The 19403-nt window shown below is 65.8% G+C and carries 15 protein-coding genes and 3 pseudogenes; 6 read left to right on the top strand and 12 right to left on the bottom strand.

Annotated features, from left to right (window positions below):
* A pseudogene (locus GJ629_RS06950) lies at positions 1 to 595 on the top strand (glycosyltransferase family 2 protein); the annotation flags it as partial.
* Positions 596 to 758: 163 nt separating this feature from the next.
* On the opposite strand, the gene GJ629_RS06955 reads toward GJ629_RS06950, so the two are convergent.
* Together GJ629_RS06955 and GJ629_RS06960 are read right to left on the bottom strand one after the other, a co-directional pair.
* Positions 759 to 1976 carry an asparaginase domain-containing protein gene (locus GJ629_RS06955; RefSeq protein ID WP_231754529.1) on the bottom strand — a complete coding sequence of 406 codons (1218 nt, stop codon included), beginning with the start codon at positions 1974 to 1976 and terminating at the stop codon, positions 759 to 761.
* Between the two features lie 86 nt (positions 1977 to 2062).
* On the bottom strand, positions 2063 to 3196 hold the full coding sequence (locus tag GJ629_RS06960) for a hypothetical protein (protein WP_157512347.1): 1134 nt from the start codon (positions 3194 to 3196) through the stop codon (positions 2063 to 2065).
* 80 nt (positions 3197 to 3276) lie between these two features.
* Here GJ629_RS06960 and GJ629_RS06965 point away from each other — a divergent pair, with 80 nt between their 5' ends.
* Together GJ629_RS06965 and GJ629_RS06970 are read left to right on the top strand one after the other, a co-directional pair.
* Positions 3277 to 4368 carry a hypothetical protein gene (locus GJ629_RS06965; RefSeq protein WP_157512348.1) on the top strand — a complete coding sequence of 364 codons (1092 nt, stop codon included), beginning with the start codon at positions 3277 to 3279 and terminating at the stop codon, positions 4366 to 4368.
* Positions 4369 to 4400: 32 nt separating this feature from the next.
* Complete coding sequence (locus GJ629_RS06970; protein ID WP_157512349.1) at positions 4401 to 5393, top strand: glycosyltransferase family 2 protein; 993 nt, start codon at positions 4401 to 4403, stop codon at positions 5391 to 5393.
* On the opposite strand, the pseudogene purF reads toward GJ629_RS06970, so the two are convergent.
* From purF to GJ629_RS06990, 4 genes and pseudogenes are all read right to left on the bottom strand, one after another.
* Positions 5390 to 6822, bottom strand: a pseudogene (gene purF, locus GJ629_RS06975) (amidophosphoribosyltransferase). The gene GJ629_RS06970 and the pseudogene purF overlap by 4 nt on opposite strands.
* Positions 6822 to 6995, bottom strand: coding sequence for a 50S ribosomal protein L37e (locus GJ629_RS06980; RefSeq protein WP_157512350.1), 174 nt, complete (start codon positions 6993 to 6995; stop codon positions 6822 to 6824). Before GJ629_RS06980 ends, purF begins: the two are co-directional and overlap by 1 nt.
* A complete protein-coding gene (locus tag GJ629_RS06985) occupies positions 6992 to 7177 on the bottom strand; it encodes an LSM domain-containing protein (RefSeq protein WP_157512351.1) in 186 nt (61 codons plus the stop codon). Before GJ629_RS06985 ends, GJ629_RS06980 begins: the two co-directional genes overlap by 4 nt.
* Before the next feature lie 48 nt (positions 7178 to 7225).
* Positions 7226 to 8278 carry a M20/M25/M40 family metallo-hydrolase gene (locus tag GJ629_RS06990; RefSeq protein ID WP_157512352.1) on the bottom strand — a complete coding sequence of 351 codons (1053 nt, stop codon included), beginning with the start codon at positions 8276 to 8278 and terminating at the stop codon, positions 7226 to 7228.
* Positions 8279 to 8354: 76 nt separating this feature from the next.
* Between GJ629_RS06990 and GJ629_RS06995 the strand changes: the two genes are divergently transcribed.
* Entirely contained in the window at positions 8355 to 8639 is a 285-nt protein-coding gene (locus GJ629_RS06995) for a hypothetical protein (RefSeq protein ID WP_157512353.1), read from the top strand.
* A gap of 36 nt (positions 8640 to 8675) precedes the next feature.
* Entirely contained in the window at positions 8676 to 9632 is a 957-nt protein-coding gene (locus GJ629_RS07000; protein WP_157512354.1) for a zinc-dependent metalloprotease, read from the top strand.
* Here the strand turns inward: GJ629_RS07000 and GJ629_RS07005 are convergent.
* From GJ629_RS07005 to GJ629_RS07030, 6 genes and pseudogenes are all read right to left on the bottom strand, one after another.
* Positions 9629 to 12288, bottom strand: a pseudogene (locus tag GJ629_RS07005) (valine--tRNA ligase). The gene GJ629_RS07000 and the pseudogene GJ629_RS07005 sit on opposite strands and share 4 nt — an antisense overlap.
* 217 nt (positions 12289 to 12505) lie before the next feature.
* A complete protein-coding gene (locus tag GJ629_RS07010) occupies positions 12506 to 13876 on the bottom strand; it encodes an extracellular solute-binding protein (protein WP_231754531.1) in 1371 nt (456 codons plus the stop codon).
* Between the two features lie 82 nt (positions 13877 to 13958).
* Entirely contained in the window at positions 13959 to 16700 is a 2742-nt protein-coding gene (locus GJ629_RS07015) for an extracellular solute-binding protein (RefSeq protein WP_157512356.1), read from the bottom strand.
* Between the two features lie 68 nt (positions 16701 to 16768).
* Positions 16769 to 18217, bottom strand: coding sequence for an extracellular solute-binding protein (locus tag GJ629_RS07020; RefSeq protein WP_157512357.1), 1449 nt, complete (start codon positions 18215 to 18217; stop codon positions 16769 to 16771).
* 53 nt (positions 18218 to 18270) lie between these two features.
* Positions 18271 to 18519 (bottom strand): hypothetical protein, encoded by a 249-nt coding sequence (locus tag GJ629_RS07025; RefSeq protein WP_197428478.1) that lies wholly within the window; start codon positions 18517 to 18519, stop codon positions 18271 to 18273.
* A complete protein-coding gene (locus tag GJ629_RS07030) occupies positions 18483 to 19091 on the bottom strand; it encodes a hypothetical protein (protein WP_157512359.1) in 609 nt (202 codons plus the stop codon). Before GJ629_RS07030 ends, GJ629_RS07025 begins: the two co-directional genes overlap by 37 nt.
* A gap of 98 nt (positions 19092 to 19189) precedes the next feature.
* Between GJ629_RS07030 and GJ629_RS16945 the strand changes: the two genes are divergently transcribed.
* On the top strand, positions 19190 to 19403 hold a 214-nt coding region (locus tag GJ629_RS16945), incomplete at its 3' end, for a hypothetical protein (RefSeq protein ID WP_231754530.1).

The following is a 19403-nucleotide window of genomic DNA, read 5'->3' on the forward strand; positions in this document are numbered from 1 at the left end:
GACGCCCGAGTGGGTCGCCGGCCGGCCGGCGTTCCTCCCCGCGGAGTTCTACTGGCTCGTGGGGGTCACCCACCGCGGGTTCGGCCCCGGTGGCGACTGCGACGTGGCCGGCGAGGTTCGCAACACCTTCGGGTCGAACATCTCCTTCCGCCGGGAGACGTTTCTGGAACTCGGCGGCTTCGACACCGACATCGGCGGCCGGCAGGGCGACGCGAACCTCCAGGGCGGCGAGACGGAACTGTGTGCCCGCCTGCACAGCGAGTACGACAGCGGCGTCTACTACGACCCCGAGGCGACCGTCGCCCACAAGGTGTTCGACTACCGGACCGACCCGAGATGGCTGCTCGACCGCGCCTTCTGGCAGGGCTACTCGAAACGCGGGATGGAAGTGCTGGTCGACGCCTCCACCGGCGAGGAGTCGGACTTCTTGGGGTCGCTGCTCGGCGAGTTCCTGCCCGAACGCCTGCGGGGACTGCTCGCGGCCCCCTCCCGCGAGAAGGCGAGCCAACTGCTGATGCTCGGTCTGTTGACCGCCGTCGTCGGCGCGGGCTACTGTTACGGGCTGACGAAGTATCCGCCGCGCGTCCGCGAATAGTATAACCTAGCACCTCGAATTCGATGCGATACACGTCGCTGGCGAACCACTGGACTAACTCGGGGCCGGTACAGGGTACCGAGAGCGAACGCGGAGCCAGCGGTGACTCGCCCTCTTTCTCGATAATACTGGGTTGGAGATACTACGCGGTAGCGGGGAGCAACTACAGGGAGGAGTAGGTGACCCCTTCGTTTCCGTACTTACTCTCGATCACTGCTTTACGGAACATCTCCAGATCGCTGTCGATTGCCGGATGACCGTCGGTGGCCGTCAGTGCGACCATCATAAGCAGTCGCGCGTTCCAGGCGGGGATGTCCTCCGTACTCACGGGCGTTCCCGGTTCGTCGTCGGAATACGGACCAGCGCCCATTGCCCCCCAGTAGACTCGGGTACTCGTTCCGACCGGAATACCCATCTCCGCCGCTTCGGACGTTGCGCTGTAGATATCGGGTTGGGTCCCCCCGTTTCCGGTCGTCTCTACGACGATTCCATCCACCTCGTATTCGCCGTCCATCGCCTGTTCGAGAATGTACGCATCGTGTCCCGCACCAGTGCCCGCGATAGGGACGTTCTGGTCCGATACGGCATCGAGATTGTGGTAGGGGAGATTCGCGGTGTAGCTCCCCGGTTCCCGGTACAGTACGATCTCCCCGTCGTCGAGCACACCGATGGGGCCCGCGAACTCGGATTTGAAGGTATCGACCCGCGACGTGTGCGTCTTCCTCGCATCGCGTGCGGCGAGGATGGTCTCGTTCATCACGACGTACACTCCGCTCGGTTCGCTATCCAGGTGGAACTCTTCACGAGTGCAGACACGGACGGCACTGAGAAGGTTTGCTGGTCCGTCTGCACTAATCGCGTCCGCCGCACGCATCGCCCCGACGAAACAGACCGGGATATCGAGGTCCAGTACGACGTCTTGGAAGAACGCGTCTTCCTCTATCGCATCGGTTCCGTGGGTGACGATTATCCCGTCGACACCGTCCTCGGCCGCACGCATAATGTCCTTCGAGACCGATACGAAGTCCTCGGCCGTCAGAAACGGACTCGGTTTTTGTACGGGCTGAGAAAACGAGATGTCCGCGAACTCGTCTAAGATCGGTACCGATTCGACAATCGCTTCGGCCTGTTCGGAGAGTGAGTACCCCCCATCGTCGGCGGCCTCCTGCGTACTCGCTATCGTTCCACCCGTTCCGACGATTCGGACCTCCGGCTTGTCTTGGTGGTCCGGAACCATCGAACCGTCCACGTCTGCGCTGGCGGGATTCCCGATCATAGCCGCGCTTCCGGCCGCACCAGTCATCTTGAGAAACTCCCGTCGGTTGGGGAGCATACTACCCTCTTCACCCAGTTCTTTACTTAGGTCGCTATATTCACTCATTGTTGGTGACTTGTATTGCAACTCCGAAGAACAATCCACGAGCGTTAAGCTTTCGGTAGTATAAACATCAGTTATTAATATTCCATCTAGGTGTATCGGACACGAGAAAGACGCCGCTGTCCTGACCCGCGCTCTCTCGTCTCAGGGTCCCGTCGGTCGTACTCGGAGGGAACGCTTCGTGGATTCGCACCCCGTCTCTCGCACGTGAGTCCCGGCAAGGCGTGGTGGATGGTGTGTCCGAAGCGCGCTAGGACACACGCCTCACTCGGCGTAGCGAGGCTCCGGAGGCGCTGTTCGGTGTCGGCGTCCACCTCGCGGTCGGTCCGTTCGGGCGGGTCGGCCGTCACGTCGCGGCGTTCGCCGTTCTGGAACGTGTGCCACGGCACTCTCGTCAGCGCCGGGATCAGGATACCCAGCGGGTGGCCGTACACCTTGATGGGGAAGGGGCTGGCGTACTCGCCCATCGCGTTGCCGTGGTCGGCGGTCACCGCAGTCAGCCCGTCCAGTTCCGTCAGCAGGCGTTCGACGCTGTCCCACGCCACTTCGAGGTTGCTCAGGTAGGCCCGCCACACCTCGGCGTAGGAGAGGTCGCCGGACCCGAGGCGCTCGAAGGGGGTCTGTAGCCGGTCGCGGGGGTCCGGGCCGGACTCGTCCATCGCCGTCTGCCGGATGGCGTCCATCCCGCGGCCCGCGACCTGTTCCTCGCCGATGAACGGCGTGTGTGGCTGGTTGAAGTGGACGATCAACCGCTTGTCGGGGTAGCGGTCGGCGGCGTCGAGCGCCCGGTCGGCGACGGCTTCGGGCCGGACGGTTCCGGCGTCGTCGTCCCACGCGTCGCGCCAGACGTGGTCGACGGCGTGGAAGGTGTCCTCGGGGAGTTCCGTCTCGACGTAGGGGTTGGCGGTGACGTAGACGGTGTCGTGGAAGCTGTCGCCGGCGAAGTTCTCCGCGAGGTAGCCCGGCGTGCCCGACTGCATAGAGGTTCGCTCGCCTAGTTCCCCCGGGAGGCCCCGGTCCTCGTACACCGTCTCGAAGAGGTCGTACCGGCAGGCGTCGAGCAACAGGACGGTGTCCCACTCCAGCGAGGCGAGGGGGTCGCCCTCGGGCCCGCCAAAGCGCGTGTAGTACGGTGCGACGACGCGGCTGAGAAACCGCTTGCGCCACCACTGGCGGTCCCGCCAGTGGGTCCGTATCTCCCTCAGCGCGTATCGTACTGTCACTGAGAGGCGGTTCGGCAGGCGGGGCTATCAGCCTTGCTTTCCCGAACCGTTTAACTCCGGGGCCGCTGTTGCCGTGAGTGATGGACCGCACGGTGTTGCTGGTCACGAACCGACGGCCTGAGGACTCCGGCGGCCGCGCCGAGAAGGTGGCGACGCGGCGGGAACTCCTCTCGGCCCACGGCTGGGACGTGGCCGTCGCGCATATGCCCGAACCCTACTTCGCGGGCTTCCCGTTCGCGCTGTGGCGCTGCGCTGGCGTCGGCCGGACCGTCGACGCCGACGCCGTCCTCTCGATAAACAACCCCTTCCACCTGCATCTGGGTGGGTACCTCCTCTCGCAGTACCTCGGCGTGCCGTGGATAGCGGAGTTCCGCGACCCCATCCTCCCCCGCCCGGACCTCGAAGCCGGCAGTCCGCGGTGGTATCCCGCGGCCGCCGTCGAGCGACTGGCGGTGACGCGCGCCGACCGCCTGCTGTGGTACGACGGCATCCAGATGGCCGACGACTACTTCGAACGGACCTACCCCGGCGCGGACCCGGACCGCATCGTCAAACTCCCGTTTATGGGCTATCGGAAGTCGGCGTTCGACGCCGCCGAACCGGCCGCTTACGACCGGTTCAGCATCACTTACGCGGGGTCGTTCTACGAGGGCTGGATCGAACCCTACGGCTTCCTCTCAGGCCTCGGGAGCTACGCCGACCGGACCGGCGACCGCGACCTGACGGCACAGTTCTACGGCGACTGGGACGACGACTACGGCCGGGCGGCCACGGCGGCGGGCGTCGAGGGCCTTGTGGACACTCACGAGTTCGTCCCTCACGAGGAGATTATCCCCGTGCTGAAAGGTTCGGACGCGCTGCTGTACGTCGGCGGCGACGACCCCGACAACGCCCGCAACGTCCCCTCGAAGCTGTTCGACTACCTCGGCGCGCGGACGCCCATCCTCGCGTTGGTCGACCCCGACTTCCGGGTCGCGTCCTTCGTCGAGGACAACGGGCTCGGCGTCGTCGCACCGCCCGACGACCCCGAGGCTATCGCCGACGCCATCGAAGCACTGCGTTCCGGCGCGTTCGAGTACGACCCCGACCCCGAACTGTTCGACCGGTACACCCGGGAGGCCAGCGCCGGCCGTATCGCCGACGCGCTGGACGCGGTGACGGCCAACCAGTAGACTCAACTCCCCGCCCGGCGGAGGGTCGGGCAATGAGCGATTCGCCGACCGTTGTCGTCGGGATTCCGACGTACAACAACGCCGAGGACATCGCCTCGACGTTCGACATCCTGGAGTCCCAGACTCACCCGCCCGACCGCGTCGTCTTCTGTGACAAAAGCGACGACCGGACGCCCGAGTTGATCGCCGAGTGGAGCGAGACTGTCCCGTTCCCCGTCGACATCGTCGAGCAGTCCGGCACCGGCGTCGCCGACGCCTACGACACCATCCTCTCGACCATCGAGGGGGAGTACGACATCTTCGTCACCCTCCAGACCGAGATAACCGTCGACGCGGACTGGCTCTCCCTCCACGTCGAGACCCACGACGACCATCCCGACATCGGCATCGTCAACGGGGACAACAAGTGGCACGACCCGACCGACCGGGAGGTCGACCCGGACGACCGACCCTACTACGTCGGCCGGAACTTCTCGGCAAAGGCCGGCGTCTTGGAGTCCATCGACGGCTGGGACGCTAACTTCCTCCGCGGGGAAGACTGGGATATGCGGATCAGGCTGGCGGGACAGGGCGTCCGCTCGTACGCCCGGACGGAACTGGGCTATTCGTGGCAGCGCGAACCCGAGTCGTACGTCACGCTCTCGAAGGCAAAGCGCAAACCCACGTCGCTGACATTCCTCAGTAAGTTCGGCCCGTGGTATCTGACCTTCCACCCCTCCCACGTCGTCGCCGACGCCCTCAGCGTCGGGGCTGTCGCGGCGGGGGCGTTGGCTATCCTCACTCTCCCGATTCCGGTCTCGTCGCTGCTGTGGGCGCTGGTGTTCGCGCTCCTCGTCGCCGTCTACTGGGTCGCCCACGTCACGCTCAGGGGCCACGTCCAAGGTAACTGGGGACTGGGAATCGTCCGCAAGCAACTGCTGAACGGTATTGCAGTCTTCTACGCCGCGCGACGGTTGGCCGGCGGCCACCCCGAGTGGAACACCGCGGGGTTCGACCCCGAGGAGACGCCGAACTTCAAGTTCTAGTCGTCTGCCGGGGCGTCTATCGAGGGGCGGTCGACTTCGCGGTCGCCCTCCTCGCCTTCGATGTCGTAGGGGTACTTCCCGGTGACACAGCCCAGACAGAGGTCGCTGCGGTCGTTGTCGAGACTCTCGGCGATAGCGTCGATAGAGAGGTACGAGAGGCTGTCCGCGCCGATGTCCTCGCGTATCTCCTCGACGGACTGGTCGCCGGCGATCAACTCCTCGCGGGAGGCCATGTCGATGCCCATGTAACAGGGCGCGACGATAGGCGGCGCACCGATGCGGATGTGGACCTCCTCGGCTCCGGCGTCACGCATCAACTCGACGAGTTGCGTCGAGGTGGTCCCGCGGACGATGGAGTCGTCGATGAGGGTGACCGACCGCCCCTCGATGGTGTTTTTGATCGGGTTGAGCTTCAGACGGACGGCCCGTTCCCGTTCGTCCTGTGTCGGCATAATGAACGTCCGGCCGACGTAGCGATTCTTCATCAAGCCCTCCGCGAACTCGACGTCCGCGCCGGTCTCTTGGGCGGCCTCGGCGTACCCCGAGGCGAACGCGCGGCCGGAGTCGGGCACCGGCAGGACGACGTCGGTGTCGATGCCGGACTCCTGATAGAGCTTTCGGCCGAGGTCACGACGGACGTCGTAGACGAGGTTGTCGTCGATAGTCGAGTCCGGGCGAGCGAAGTAGACGTGTTCGAAAAAGCAGTGTGCCGTCGACTCCTCCTCGACGAGTTGGTAGGTGTCGTAGCCGGTCCCGTCGTCGTGGAGGACGACGAGTTCGCCGGGCTTTACGTCCCGGATCAGGTCGCCGTCCAGCGTGTCATGGCGGCCGACTCCGAAGCCAGCACGTAGCCGTCTTCGAGTTCGCCGATACACAGCGGGCGGTTGCCCTTCGGGTCCCGGACGCCGAGCACGGTGTCGTCGTGCATGATCGTCAGGGCGTACGAGCCGTGGATGCGGGACATCGTCCGCTTGACCGCCCGGACGAGGTCCTCCTCTAAGAGGTTCCGCGCGAGGTCGTGAGCGATGACCTCGGTGTCGCCGTCGGAGGTGAACGCGTGCCCGAGGTTCGCCAGTTCCGCGCGCACGTCCTCGGTGTTGACGAGGTTGCCGTTGTGACTCAGGCCGAGGCTGCCGGACTTGAAGGAGACGGAGAACGGTTGCGCACAGCAGGCGTTGACGCTGCCAGCCGTCGGGTACCGGACGTGGCCGATACCGTTCGGGCCGTTCAGTTGTTCGAGGTCACCGGGGTCAAAGGCGTCGCCGACGAGACCCATCTCGACGTGGCTGTGTTGCTGGAAGCCGTCGTGGGTGACGATGCCGGCGGACTCCTGACCGCGGTGCTGGAGGGCGTACAGCGAGTAGTAGAGGGGGCGGGCGGCGTCACGATCCTGCAAAGAGATACCAACGACGCCGCACTTCTCGTGCATTATTCGCCGGATTTTTCCTGCCAGGCGTACTCGCGCCGTTTCGCCGACTTGCCGAAGCCACAGGACGCACAGGTCCCTTTCTTGACGTGGTAGGACTTCTCGCCGCAGCGGCGACACTTCACGTGTGTAGTCTTGTTCTTCTTACCCTGACTCGGGGTTCCTTTGCCAGTCATGGACTAATCGAAACCACGTTATCGCCGCGTATAATCGTTGTGTCTTCGCCGTCCTCGATGACGAGATTCATGTGCTGGTCGTAGCCTGTGAGGGTGCCACTGTACATCTCGCCGCCTTTCAGCTGGACGGTGACTTCCTCTTCGAGCGATGCTTCGAGTACGTCGAGCGGTCGGCCACTCATACCCGAAACGGCACGGCTCACCCGTATAAGGGTACCGGCTCGGGGTGGCTACAGGTCGACACCGAACGGCGCGAGGTCACTTGCCGCCGCCCCGAGACGCCCGAGCAGGTCCGCCGTCGCGTCCAAGTCACCGGTGTCGACTATCTCGACCGGCGTGTGCATATACCGGTTCGGGATGCCGAGATACACCGATGGGATGGCCCCCCGAGCGGTGAAGAAGGCGTCGGCGTCGGTCCCGGTCCGGCGGCCGGTCGCCTCCAGTTGGTAGTCGGTCTCGGCCCCGACTGACCGGAGAGCCTCGACCAACCGCGGGTGGTTCGATCCGCCCCGCGAGACGACCGGGCCGCCCCCGAGTTCGATGTCGTTGGCCACGTTCCCCGGCACGTCCGGCGAGTCCGTCGCGTGGGTGACGTCGACGGCGACGACGGCGTCCGGCGCGAGGTCGTAGCCGACCATCCTCGCCCCCTGCAGACCCACCTCCTCCTGGACGGTGCTGACGGCGTACACCGTCGCGTCCGCTCCGGCCTCGGCCGCGCGGCGGAGCCCCTCCGCCGCCGCCCAGATGCCCACGCGGTTGTCCATCCCGCGGGCCGAAAGCCGTCCGTCGGCCAACTCCCGAACCCGCTGGACGACCGTGATGGGGTCGCCGACGTCGACCATCGCCGCGGCCGCCTCGCGGTCCTCGGCCCCGATGTCGACGTGCTGTTCGGCTATCTCGGCGACGCTCTCGTCCTCGGGGTCACGCAGGTGGATGGCGGTCTGTCCGACGACGCCCGGGACCGACCCGTCGCTCGCGTGGACGGTGACGTGCTGGCCGCGGGAGACGGTCCGGTCGCTGCCCCCGATCCGACCGAGGCGGAGGTGGCCGTCCTCGGTGATGGTCCGGACGGTGTAGCCTATCTCGTCGGCGTGACCGGCGAAGGCTATCTCGGGGTCGCCGCCGTCGAGGACGGCCACGGCGTTGCCGTAGTCGTCGGTGCGGACCTCGTCGGCGAACGGTTCGACGTAGTCGATCCACGCACGCTGGGTCGCCGTCTCGAAGCCCGACGGCCCGGCCGTCTCCAGCAGCGTCTCCAGAAACTCCCGCCTGTCCTCGTCCATAGCCGGCCCCACGGGACCGGTGGGTATCAATCCCGTGGACGGAAGGACTAAACCATCAGTGCTCCAACAGGCTACTATGTCGAAGTACACTCTCCTGGAAGTCCACCTCGACGGGTCCCCGATCACGGCGAACGCGCCGTTCAGCAACGCGGCCGACCCCGAGGACGCCGAGAACGCTGACGAGGTCGAGAGTGCCGACGACGCAGACGAGAGCGAGAGCGCCGGCGGCGGCATCCCCGTCCTCCCGTTGGTCGGCGTCGTGTTGCTCGCCGTCCTCGCCGTCGCGGCGAAGAAACTCCTCTCCGGTGACGTGCCCGAGGACTTAGAGGTCGACGCCGAGGCCGAGATAGACCTCGACTAGGCGAAGGCCTTTCTACGCACCCGTCCTACGGCGGGTATGGGATTGTACCGAAGTGTGCGGGCCGTCACCGGGGCCTCCGGCGACGGGCCGATAGACTGGACTGCCGTCGCCGACGCCGCCAAGTCCTCGACGGACGCCGGGTCGCTCGACCTCTCGGCGGCCGAGGAGGACGGCTACGCTACCGACGTCCGGGACGCCAGAGACCGCGTCCGGACGGTCGCCGACATCGACTTCGACCTCCCCGACCGCGTCGAGATTCTCAACCGTCACCACTGGATCGACAACAACGTCGACACCTTCGGGCGCGTGATGGAACCGCTTGAGGAGACGGTCGGTCTCGTCCCCGGCGTCGCCCGCGTTGTCAACACCGGGTCGATGTCGGTCGCACTGGGCTTTCTCGCCCGGAACGTCCTCGGCCAGTACGACCCGCTGCTCCTCGCCGAGGGCGACATCGCCGACGACCACGCGCTGTACTTCGTCCACCCGAACATCGAGAAAGTCGCCGGGACGCTTGACGCCGACGGCGACCGCTTTCGCCGCTGGATCGCCTTCCACGAGGTGGCCCACGCCGCCGAGTTCGGCGCCGCCCCGTGGCTGTCGACTCACCTCGAGGAGAAGATGGAGACCGCAGTCCAGTCGCTCACCGAGGGCAACTTCGACCGTGATCTGCTGACGGAGATAGACACGACGATGACGGCCGTCGAGGGCTACGCCGAACTGATCATGGACCGGGCCTTCGACGAGGAGTACGCCGACCTCCGGACGGAACTGGAGGCCCGCCGGCAGGGCCGCGGCCCGGTCCAGACGCTGTTCCGCCGCGCGCTGGGTATCGACCGCAAGCGAAAACAGTACGAACGGGGCAAGGACTTCTTCGACGCCGTCGCCGACGAGCGCGGCGTCGCCGCCGCCGGTCGGGTGTGGGACGCGCCGGAGAACCTCCCGACCGACGAGGAGATAGAGACCCCGCAGTTGTGGCTGGATCGGGTCGCCTAGTCCCGGTACAGCAGGACCGTCGCCGTCTCGGACTCCAGCACTACCACTTCCTCGCCGGACTCGGCGCGGTGTTCTTCGATAATCCCGATAGCGTCGCCCGGGACGACCGCCACTTCCTCGCCGAGGTCGACCTCGACCTCGCCGTCGATGTCTATCTGTCGCTGGACGTCCGCCGGGTCCATCTCCTCTAAGGCCGCGACGACCGCGCCGGCCTGATCGCGGAACTCCGGCCCGATGACCGAGTGGTCGGGGTCGACCTCGACCGGGACGAGTTCGACCGACGGCACGCCCTCCCGGACGTGGACCGGGCCGTTGACGGCCTCGCTGAGGTCGTAGGTGTCTATCGCCCGGTCGGGGGCGTCCTCGGGGTACACTTCGACCTTCGAGAGTTCGGTGTTCAGGGCCATCCCTTGGTCGGACTTCCAGCCCCGGACCGTCGAGGTCACGTCGACGATGATGTCGCCGGCGGCCTCCACGGCGGCCATGTCCTCGACCTCCTCGGGGTGGAGGTCGATGTCGGGCCACGCGGCACCGTGGACGCTCCCCTCCGTGCTCGGAAGCGCGTCGTAGGCCTCCTCGGTGATGAACGGCGCGAAGGGCGCGAGCATCTTCAGCGACGCCGACAGCGTCAGGAACAGGCCCTGCCGTGCGGCGTCTCGCTCGCCCGGACGCCCCTCGTAGAGACGACCCTTGATGAGTTCGAGGTAGTCGTCAGCCAGATCGTGCCAGACGAACTCCCGGAGTTCCTGCAGCGCCGCGTCGAAGCGGTAGTCGTCCATGTGCTCGGCGACCGATTCGGCCGTCTCGGCACATCGGGAGAGGATCCAGCGGTCGATGTCCCGATACGCGGGGTTGTCGAGCGGCTCGCGGTCGTCGTCGAGGTGGCCGGCCGCGAACTTCGTGATGTTCCAGAGCTTGGTGTTGAACCGCGAGGCCGAGGTGACCTCCTTCCACTGGAACTGGACGTCCTCGCCGCGCTTGCCGGCCAGCGCGATGGCCTGCCGGAAGGCGTCGGCGGAGTACTCCTCGACGACCTCCTCCGGTTGGACGAAGTTCCCGCGGGATTTGGACATCTTGTTGCCGTCGTCGCCGAAGACCATCCCGTTGATGAGGACCTCCTCCCACGGAATCTCGTCGGTCAGCGCCGTCGTCCGGAGCAGCGTGTAAAACGCCCACGTCCGGATGATGTCGTGGCCCTGCGGTCGTAGCGTCGTCGGGTGGAACTGCTCGTCGGGCCAGTCCCGGACGAAAAGCGGCGTGATCGAGGAATCCATCCACGTGTCCATCACGTCGGTCTCGCCGCGCCACGCCGTCCCGCCACACTCCGGACACTCGGTGTCCGGCCCCTCGTCGGTCGGTTCGATGGGGAGGTCAGCGGCGTTGGCGACGTGGACGTGGCCGCAGTCCTCACAGAACCACGCCGGGATGGGCGTGGCGAACACGCGCTGGCGGGAGATGACCCAGTCCCACTCCATCCCCTCGGCCCACTCCTCCAACCGGTCGTACATGTGCTCGGGGATCCACTCGACCTCTTGGGCACTCTCCAGAATCGCGTCCTGGTCGACCTCGACGAACCACTGTTCCTTGCTGAGAATCTCGATTGGCGTATCGCAACGCCAACACTGGCCGACGTTCTGGGTCGTCGGTTCGGTGTCGTTGAGGTATCCCGCCTCGTCTAAGTCCTCGGCGATGGCCTCCTTTGCTGCCTCGATGGTGAGGCCCGCGTACTCGCCGGCAGTCTCGTCTAGGTGGCCGTCCTCGGTGATGACCGCCCGCAAGTCGAGGTCGTGCTCGGCCCACCAGTTCACGTCCTGTTTGTCCCCGAAGGTACAGATCATCACCGCGCCGGTCCCGAACTCGGCGTCGGCCTCCTCGTCGGCGATGAGTTCGACTTCCTGCCCGAACAGCGGGACCTCGAAGGTGTCGCCGATGCGGTCCGCGTATCGCTCGTCGTCGGGGTGGACCGCCATCGAGACACAGGCCGCCAGCAACTCGGGGCGGGTCGTCGCTATCTCGATATCGTCGGTGTCCTCGTCGGCCCCCTCGAAGGTGACATAGTACAGCGTCCCGTCGACGCCCTCCTCGGTCTCGACTTCGGCGTCGGCGATGGCCGTCTCACACCGCGGACACCAGTTGACGGGGTGTTCGTCCCGGTAGACCAGATCCTCCTCGGCCATCTCGACGAACGAGCGCTGGGTCGTCCCCCAGTACTCCGCGTCCATCGTCTTGAACTCGTGGTTCCAGTCCTGGGAGAACCCCAGCGTCCGCATCGTCTCTTTCATCGCGTCGATCTGTCTTCGGTGTGTTCGACACACATCTCCCGGAACTCCTCGCGGGGCACGTCCGTCCGGTGGATGTCGTTGTTCTCCTCGACTTTCACTTCCGTCGGAAGGCCGTGGCAGTCCCATCCCTGCGGGAACAGCACGTCGTCGCCCGCGAGACGGTGATAGCGGGCGGCGAAGTCCATGTAACACCACCCCAGCGCGTTCCCGATGTGGAGGTTCCCGGTCGGGTACGGTGGCGGCGTGTCGATCACGTAGTCGGTGTCGGGGTCGGCCGACTCGTCGTCGTAGCTGTAGACGTCGCTGTCCTGCCACTGCTCGCGCCAATGCTCCTCGCGGTCGTCCGGGTCGTAGGTGTCTGGAATCTCACTCATAGCTGGTGTCGAGGTTCGCTGGTCGCCGGTGCGACAATGAGAACACGTCGCGTCGCTATCGTACTACCGACGACATCAGGCCCATATCCGACTGATTGCAATGTCGCTTGTATAAACTTTCGCTTCCGTCGCCGCGCTTGGCACTGTTGTTCGGTCGACCGCTTGTGCTCGTTTCGGCGTGGCGGTCAGTCGAGCGCGAACTGCTGGGCGAAACGCGTCAGAAAACACCACAACCGCTATCGGCCGATTCGAGCGTTAGACGGTTCACCGACAGTTCGGGATCTGCTGCACTGGACAGTTCTGCGTCTTCCCACGTCTCGCGTATCTCCGCGGCGGCCGAATCGAGATTGTCCCGGAGTTCGCCGTAGCCATTGAACGTCTGTTCGATAGCGTGTCCGAACGGTCCCCACACGTGATCCATCTTCTCACGACGGGGCATCGGGTCGGCCGTCTCCAACTGGTCGGCGAATCCCTGAATCGTCTCGGGTAGTCGACCGCTCGCCCGCAACTCGGTGTGGATCGGAACGTAGTTCTCCTGGTTGGCGTGTTCGAGCAAGATTTCTTCGTCGGTCGCGAGCCACCTGGCGTAGTTTCGGGCCGCTCCGGCACCGTCCGGGTCGTCGTCCATCCGCGTGCCGAAAAACAGGGTATTGTACCCCGCGTACGGACGGGGCGTCCCGCCGTCGGGCAGGTCCGGCAGCGTGGTCACGCCGAACTCGACGCCTTCCTCTTCGAGATGGGGTATCTCCCACGGGCCGCTGATGAAGAAGGGCGCGTTGCCGTTCTCGAATACCGATGTCTGGGCGCCCGGTCCGGGGTCGTCCGGCATGTACGGCTTGAGGTCGTCCATGATGACACGCAATCCTTTCTCGACGGCGTCCGTGTCGATGCCGAGTTCGTCCGCCTCCCCGTCGTATACTTCCTCACCGTAGGCCTGTGCGAACCCGCTCACGTAGTAGGGGTTGATCGGATACCCCAGGCCGAACGTCTCGCCGTCCTCCTCGTGGTGCTCTTCCATAATCGACGTCATCTCTTCGAGCGTCTCCGGCGGTTCCTCGACCATGTCCCCGTTGTAGAATAGCGCGACCGTCTGGGCCGCCCAGGGCATTCCGACGAGTTCCTCGTCGAACCGGGAGAGTTCGAGCGCTTTGTCGGGCAGGACACAGTCGGGGAGGTCGATATTGCCGGCCTGGTCGGAGAGGAAGTCGAGTCTATCGTAGCGGTCGACCTCGTCGTGGTTACGCTCGATAAGATGCGGGCCGTCCCCATCACTCATCGAATTCCGGATCACGGCATAGCAACCAACCGGTACCCAGTTGAGTTCCACCTCGTTGTCCGTTATGCTCTCGAACCGGCTGTTCGTGCTCTCGATAAATTCTATATCTGACGTATCTCGACCGTGTACCAGTTTGACCGTCCCGGAGGGCTCGTCCGGGTCGATGGCCTGGTAGTCACACTCGGGTTCGTCGGGTGTGGTGACACGCGTCGTCGCGGCAGTCCCTTCGTCTATCCCTGATGCCGTGGACCCACTCGTGTCGGACTCCGAGGAACACCCGGCGAGTCCGATAGCAAGCGCTGGCCCACCCATCCGCAACAGCGACCGTCGACTATATTTGCTTCCCACAGCGGACGAATGTAACGCAAGCAAAAAAGACTACTGACGCACCCGGTCAGTCCTCGGCCCACTCGGCACGAATCTCTGACTCGGCGGTTGCGAGATTCGCTTCGAGGTCACCGTCGCCGTCGAACGTTTGCCAGACGGCGTCGCCGAGCGGTCCCCAGACAGCGTCCATCTTGGGGTTCTGGGGCATCGGGTACGCGCTCCGAAGTTGCTCGGCGAAGCCTTCGACCCGGTCCGGTAACCGACCGCTGTCGAGGAGCCCACGGTGGACCGGGATCAACTGTACTTCTCTCGCGTTTTCGAGCAGGATGTCTTCGTTGGTTGCGACCCACTCGGCGTAGTCTCTGGCCGCCCCAGCACCGTCCGGGTCGGTCTCCATCCCGGGCCCGAAACATTTGAGCTTGATCCCGGCGTACGGCCGCGGTTCACCGCCGTCCGGGAGCGACGGCAGCGGAGCCACGCCGACGTCGATACTCTCGCCGACGCTGCTGATCCACGAATAGGACTCCCAGACGTCCCACGGGCCACCGATCAACAGCGGTGCGTCCCCGCTCCCGAACGCCTCGATCTGCGGCCTTCTGTCGGGGTCGTCGGGCATATACGGGGCCAGTTCGTCGAAGACGACCGCTAGCCCTCGCTGTACTGCGTCGCTCGTGATACCGAGTTCGTCGGCCTCGCCGTCGTATATCTCTCCGCCGTACGCCTGTGCGAACCCGGAGACGGAGTACGTAGTTATCGGGTACGTGAGCCCGTACTGGCCGTTGTCGGGGTCGTGGTGTTCCGCCATTATCGCACGCATCTCCTCGAGCGTCTCCGGCGGCGAGTCCACCATCTCGCGGTTGTACAGCAGTGCGACCGACTCGCCAGCGAAGGGGACGCCGACGACGGCGTCTCGGTACTGCGCAGCCTCCACGGCCGTATCGAACAACTGGCAGGTCGGATAGTCCACGGCCCCCGACTGGTCGATGACGATTTCGGAGTCGAAGAACCGCTCGTCTAAGTCGTGGACCGATTCGAAGACGTGTGGCGTATCGCCGTCCGCGTCGCCCTTGCTCGCTTCCAACTTCGGGGCGAGATGCATAGGGATCGCTTCCGTCTCGACCGAGTGGTCGGTCGCCGTCTCGAACCGTTCGATAGCGCCCTCGATCACCTCGTGCTCCTCGTACCGTAGATGCAGGAAGTTCGCCGTCCCCGCCTCCTCGTCCGCTTCCACGGGTCCCTCTGGGCAGTCGGCCGGGACCAATCCCGTGTCCGCTGCGGTCGTCGTCGTAGCGGCACCACGACTCGTCGTCTCTCCGGCACCGCTACCCGTCGTCGACCCGTCCCCGTTGCCGTCCCCGCTACACCCTGCCAGTAGTCCCACCCCGGCGACGGTTCCGACGCGGAGGAGCCTCCGCCGGTCGATACGGTCGTCCATATACCTACGCACGAAATCGAAACGTAAAAAATTGGGTAACGAACGGACTCGCTCAGGCCTCTGCCCACGCGGCACGAATCTCCTCCTCGGCGGCCGCGAGGTTCTCTTCGAGACTCCCCTCACCGTCGAACGTGTCGACGACGGCGTCGCCGAACGGTCCCCACACCTGGTCCATCTTCGGGTTCTGGGGCATCGGATAGCGTCCCGGAGCTGTTCGGCGAACGCCCGCAGGTCCGCCGACAGTCTGTCGCCACCCGCCAGTTCCGCGTGGACCGGGCCGTGTCCGGCCGCTTCGGCTTTGGTCACCAACCACTCGCGGTTCGTGGTGAACCACTCCGCGAACTCCCGGGCGGCGACGGCCTCCTCGGGTGCTTTGTCCATCTTCGTCATAAAGTACAGCAATTTGACACCCATATACGGCCGCGGGGTGTCACCGCCCGGTAGCGACGGCAGCGTCGTGACGCCGTAGTTCACGTCCGACTCCCGCAGTTCAGCCAGCGACCCCGGCCCACCGACGAAAAACGCGGCGTCGCCGTCGGTGAACACGTCCCGCTGTGCGTCCCGGTTCGGGTCGTCCGGGATATACGGACGCAGTCGGTCGAAGACGAGTTCCAGCCCCCGCTGTACGTCGTCGCTGGTGATCCCCAGTTCGTCGGCATCTCCGTCGTATATCGGCGTCCCACCGGCTTGGGCGAACGCGCTGACGTAGTACGGGTTTATCGGATACGCCAGTCCGTACTGGCCCTCCTCGGGGTTGTGGTACTCGTCCATCGTCACCACCATCTCGTCGACTGTCTCGGGCGGTGACTCGACGACGTCCCGGTGGTAGTACAGCGCCACCGTGTCGCCCGCGTACGGCAGGCCCACGAGGCGGCCGTCGTAGTGTGCTGCCTCCCACGCCGACTCGATGTACTGACACTGGTCGACCCTGATCCCAGACACTCGGTCGGCCAGAAAGCCAGCGTCGTCGTATCTCCCGGCTTGGTCGTGGGACCAGGCGAGGAGGTGCGGCCCTTCGCCGTCGGGGAGCCGTGTCTGGAGTATCGCCGGTGGGGCTACCGCTTGCGGGTACCCCTCTGCGATGAGCGAATGACCCGAGATATCCTCGAACGTCGACGCCGGCCCTTCCCACGGATCCGAAGGGTTACTGTGTAATAGTTCGGCGCTCTCGCCGCTCTCGGTCGGTTCGACGACCCCGCCACAGGACTGCTCGAAGGGAACCGGCGTCTCCGTCCTCGCCGTCGTTCCGCCGGGCCCGTCCGCCGTGGGACTCTCCCCGGTGCTGGTGACGGCCTCGTCACAGCCGGCCAGTAGCGCGACGCCGGCGACAGCGCCGGTCCGAAGTGCAGTCCGGCGGTCGATCCGCTCGTGCATATCAGTGCGTACGACATCGGCCAGTAAAAAATCCCGTCCCCGTCGGGTCACTGCCGGACTGGCGACCGTCAGTAGTCCGCCCAAGCGTCCCGAATCACTTCCTCGGCGGTCGCGAGGTTGCTCTCTAAGTCACCCTCGCCGTTGTAGGTCTGTGTGACTGCATCCCCGAAGGGCCCCCACACTTGGTCCATCTTCGGGTTCTGGGGCATCGGGTAGGCGTCCCGGAGTTGCTCGGCGAACGCCGCTACCGTGTCGGGTAGCTGACCGCTCCCGACGAGGCCAGTGTGGACCGGCACGTACCGCCCCTGGTTGGCGTGGCTGAGCAGGGTCCGCTCGTCGGTGGCGAACCACTCTGCGAACGTCCGGCCGGCGGCCGCGTTCTCGCTCCGATCCATCTTGGCCGCGAAGTACAGCAGCCGGACGCCGGCGTACGGTCGGGGCTGGCCGCCGTCGGGAAGTGTCGGAAGCGTCGTTACGCCGAAGTTGATGCCCTCGCTCCCCAGACCGGGAACCTCCCACGGGCCACTGATGTAGAACGGCGCGTTGCCCTCTCGGAAGACCGACAGCTGTGTGCCGATGCCCGGGTCGTCCGGCATATACGGCGCGAGCTCGTTCATAAAGACACTGAGCCCTCTGATCACCTCGTCGCTGGCGATGCCGAGCGTGTCCTCCTCGCCGTTGTACACTTCCTCGCCGTAGGCCTGTGCGAACCCGCTGACGTAGTAGGGGTTCACCGGGAATCCGAGGCCGTACGTCCCGTTGGTTGGGTCGTGGTGCTCGTCCATAATCGCCTGCATCTCCGCGAGCGTCTCGGGCGGGGAGTCGACCATATCCTCGTTGTAGTACAGCGCGACAGTCTCGGCCGACCACGGGACGCCGATGCGTTTGCCGTCGTACGCCGAGGCGTCGAGGGCCATCTCGAACAGCGTCTCGTCGTCGAGGTCGAGACTGTCGCCTTGATCGGAGAGGAAACCACTCGACTCGTACGTCCCGGCACGGTCGTGAGACCACTCGAAGAGCATCGGTCCCTCGCCGCTCGGGATCGCCGACTGGAGTTTCGCCTGAAAAGTCGACCCCGGAACCTGGCTCAGCAGAACCTCGCTATCGGACTCGGCGGCCCACTGCTGGGTGGCGCGCTCGAACAGTTGCGCCCCCGCGTTCGTCCGGGCGTGCCAGAGCGTCACCTCGCCGGAGGCTTCAATCGGTTGGTCCGTCTCGCCGCCGGAGTCGTCCTCCGGAGGCGTCGCCGTCTCCTCACCGGAGTCGTCGGGAGGGGCCACCGTCACGACCGTCGGTTCGCGTATCTCCGTCGTCGTTATCTCCTCGGGTCCGTCCGGTTTGGTCTCGGTCGGTTCGACGCCCTCGGGGACGGTTACTTCCGGCGACGACTGCGTGTCGTCCTCGTCGTCCGTCTCGTCGTCACTCTCGTCCGATTCGGAGGCACAGCCAGCCAACAGCGCGACTGCCGCCGGGCCACCCACCCGTAGCAGCGTCCGTCGGTCGACGTTTTCGTCCATAACTTTGCCAGCTTATCGCGGAAATAAATACCTGTCGAACTATCGACCAAATCTCATAGCGAGCCGTTGAGCGACTTCCGGAACAGGTCCGTGCTGTCGTAGCGCGCGTCGGGATTCGGCTCCATCGCCTGTTTGAGGACGGCGTCGACGGCCGGCCGGAGCGAACTGTCGTGGCGCGTGACCGGCGTGTACTGCCGATCGATTATCGTCCGCTCTAAGTCGTAGTCCGGGTCGAACTGGTAGGCTTCCGCCGGCCGCGCCGCGGTCAGCGCGTGGTAGGACACTGCGCCGAGTCGGTACACCGTCGTCGCCTCCGTCGAATCGTCCCCGTACACCTGCTCGGGTGCGTCGTACGGCGTGGGCGCTCGCTCGCGGCCGGCGGCCTCGGCGACGGCGGCCTCCAGCCCCCAGTCGGAGACGACTGCCGCCGGTTCGCCGTCCTCGACGCGTGGACGTGGTCCGGAGAGAGCGTGTAGTGTGTCACCCCCGCGTCGGCGGCGGCCTGCAACGCCCGCGTGACGCCGTCGACGACCGCCCGACACTGCCGCCGGGACAGCGAGTGGTCCATACTCCCGACGGTGGACTCCGCCGCCAACACCGCCACCCACGGCCGCGGTTCGGTGTCGTACGCCGCCACGCTGGCGACGTAGCGAGCGTCGTCGATAGCGGCCCACTCGCCGACCCGGTCTTCGAAGGCCGCGGTCACCGCGTCGTCGTCGACCGAGGCCGGATCGACCGTCCAGAACCACACGTCGTCGGGGCCGTTGGCCATCGACCCGCGGTACTTGTACAGCGGCCCGGCCGAGACCAGTTCGGCCGACTCGACGGCGGGCACGCTCTCGACGAACCCCGCCGCGCCGTCCTCGCTCCCCATCGCGGTGACTACCCCGGCCGGACCGACCGCGAGACGCTCCGACGGTTCCCCGCCGTCGTCCGCCGCCCCCGCCCTCTCCGTCGCCGTTCCGGTCGTCGGTGTCCTCGCTGTCTGACTCTGCGACAGTCGACCCGCCGGCGTCGGCGTCCTCCGGGACCGTCCCCACGACCTTCTCGCTGCTCGCCGTCGATGCGGCGCTCGTGCCGTCGTCGCCCCCGACGCTCCCCGGAGGCGGAGCCGTCCCGTCTGCCGACCAACTGGTCGGGTCCTCGGGCGCCCACGCGTCGGTCCCGTGGCCTCCGGATCGGTCGT

The organism is Halapricum sp. CBA1109 (assembly GCF_009741825.1).
Lineage (GTDB): Archaea > Halobacteriota > Halobacteria > Halobacteriales > Haloarculaceae > Halapricum.

What these genes read in the sequence shown, in the direction of transcription:
- GJ629_RS06955 (WP_231754529.1), bottom strand. Translation starts at nt 1,976, where the DNA reads ATGAGTGAATATAGCGACCTAAGTAAAGAACTGGGTGAAGAGGGTAGT.
- GJ629_RS06965 (WP_157512348.1), top strand. Translation starts at nt 3,277, where the DNA reads ATGGACCGCACGGTGTTGCTGGTCACGAACCGACGGCCTGAGGACTCC.
- GJ629_RS06970 (WP_157512349.1), top strand. Translation starts at nt 4,401, where the DNA reads ATGAGCGATTCGCCGACCGTTGTCGTCGGGATTCCGACGTACAACAAC.
- GJ629_RS06980 (WP_157512350.1), bottom strand. Translation starts at nt 6,995, where the DNA reads ATGACTGGCAAAGGAACCCCGAGTCAGGGTAAGAAGAACAAGACTACA.
- GJ629_RS06985 (WP_157512351.1), bottom strand. Translation starts at nt 7,177, where the DNA reads ATGAGTGGCCGACCGCTCGACGTACTCGAAGCATCGCTCGAAGAGGAA.
- GJ629_RS06990 (WP_157512352.1), bottom strand. Translation starts at nt 8,278, where the DNA reads ATGGACGAGGACAGGCGGGAGTTTCTGGAGACGCTGCTGGAGACGGCC.
- GJ629_RS06995 (WP_157512353.1), top strand. Translation starts at nt 8,355, where the DNA reads ATGTCGAAGTACACTCTCCTGGAAGTCCACCTCGACGGGTCCCCGATC.
- GJ629_RS07000 (WP_157512354.1), top strand. Translation starts at nt 8,676, where the DNA reads ATGGGATTGTACCGAAGTGTGCGGGCCGTCACCGGGGCCTCCGGCGAC.
- GJ629_RS07010 (WP_231754531.1), bottom strand. Translation starts at nt 13,876, where the DNA reads ATGGGTGGGCCAGCGCTTGCTATCGGACTCGCCGGGTGTTCCTCGGAG.
- GJ629_RS07015 (WP_157512356.1), bottom strand. Translation starts at nt 16,700, where the DNA reads ATGCACGAGCGGATCGACCGCCGGACTGCACTTCGGACCGGCGCTGTC.
- GJ629_RS07020 (WP_157512357.1), bottom strand. Translation starts at nt 18,217, where the DNA reads ATGGACGAAAACGTCGACCGACGGACGCTGCTACGGGTGGGTGGCCCG.
- GJ629_RS07030 (WP_157512359.1), bottom strand. Translation starts at nt 19,091, where the DNA reads ATGGGGAGCGAGGACGGCGCGGCGGGGTTCGTCGAGAGCGTGCCCGCC.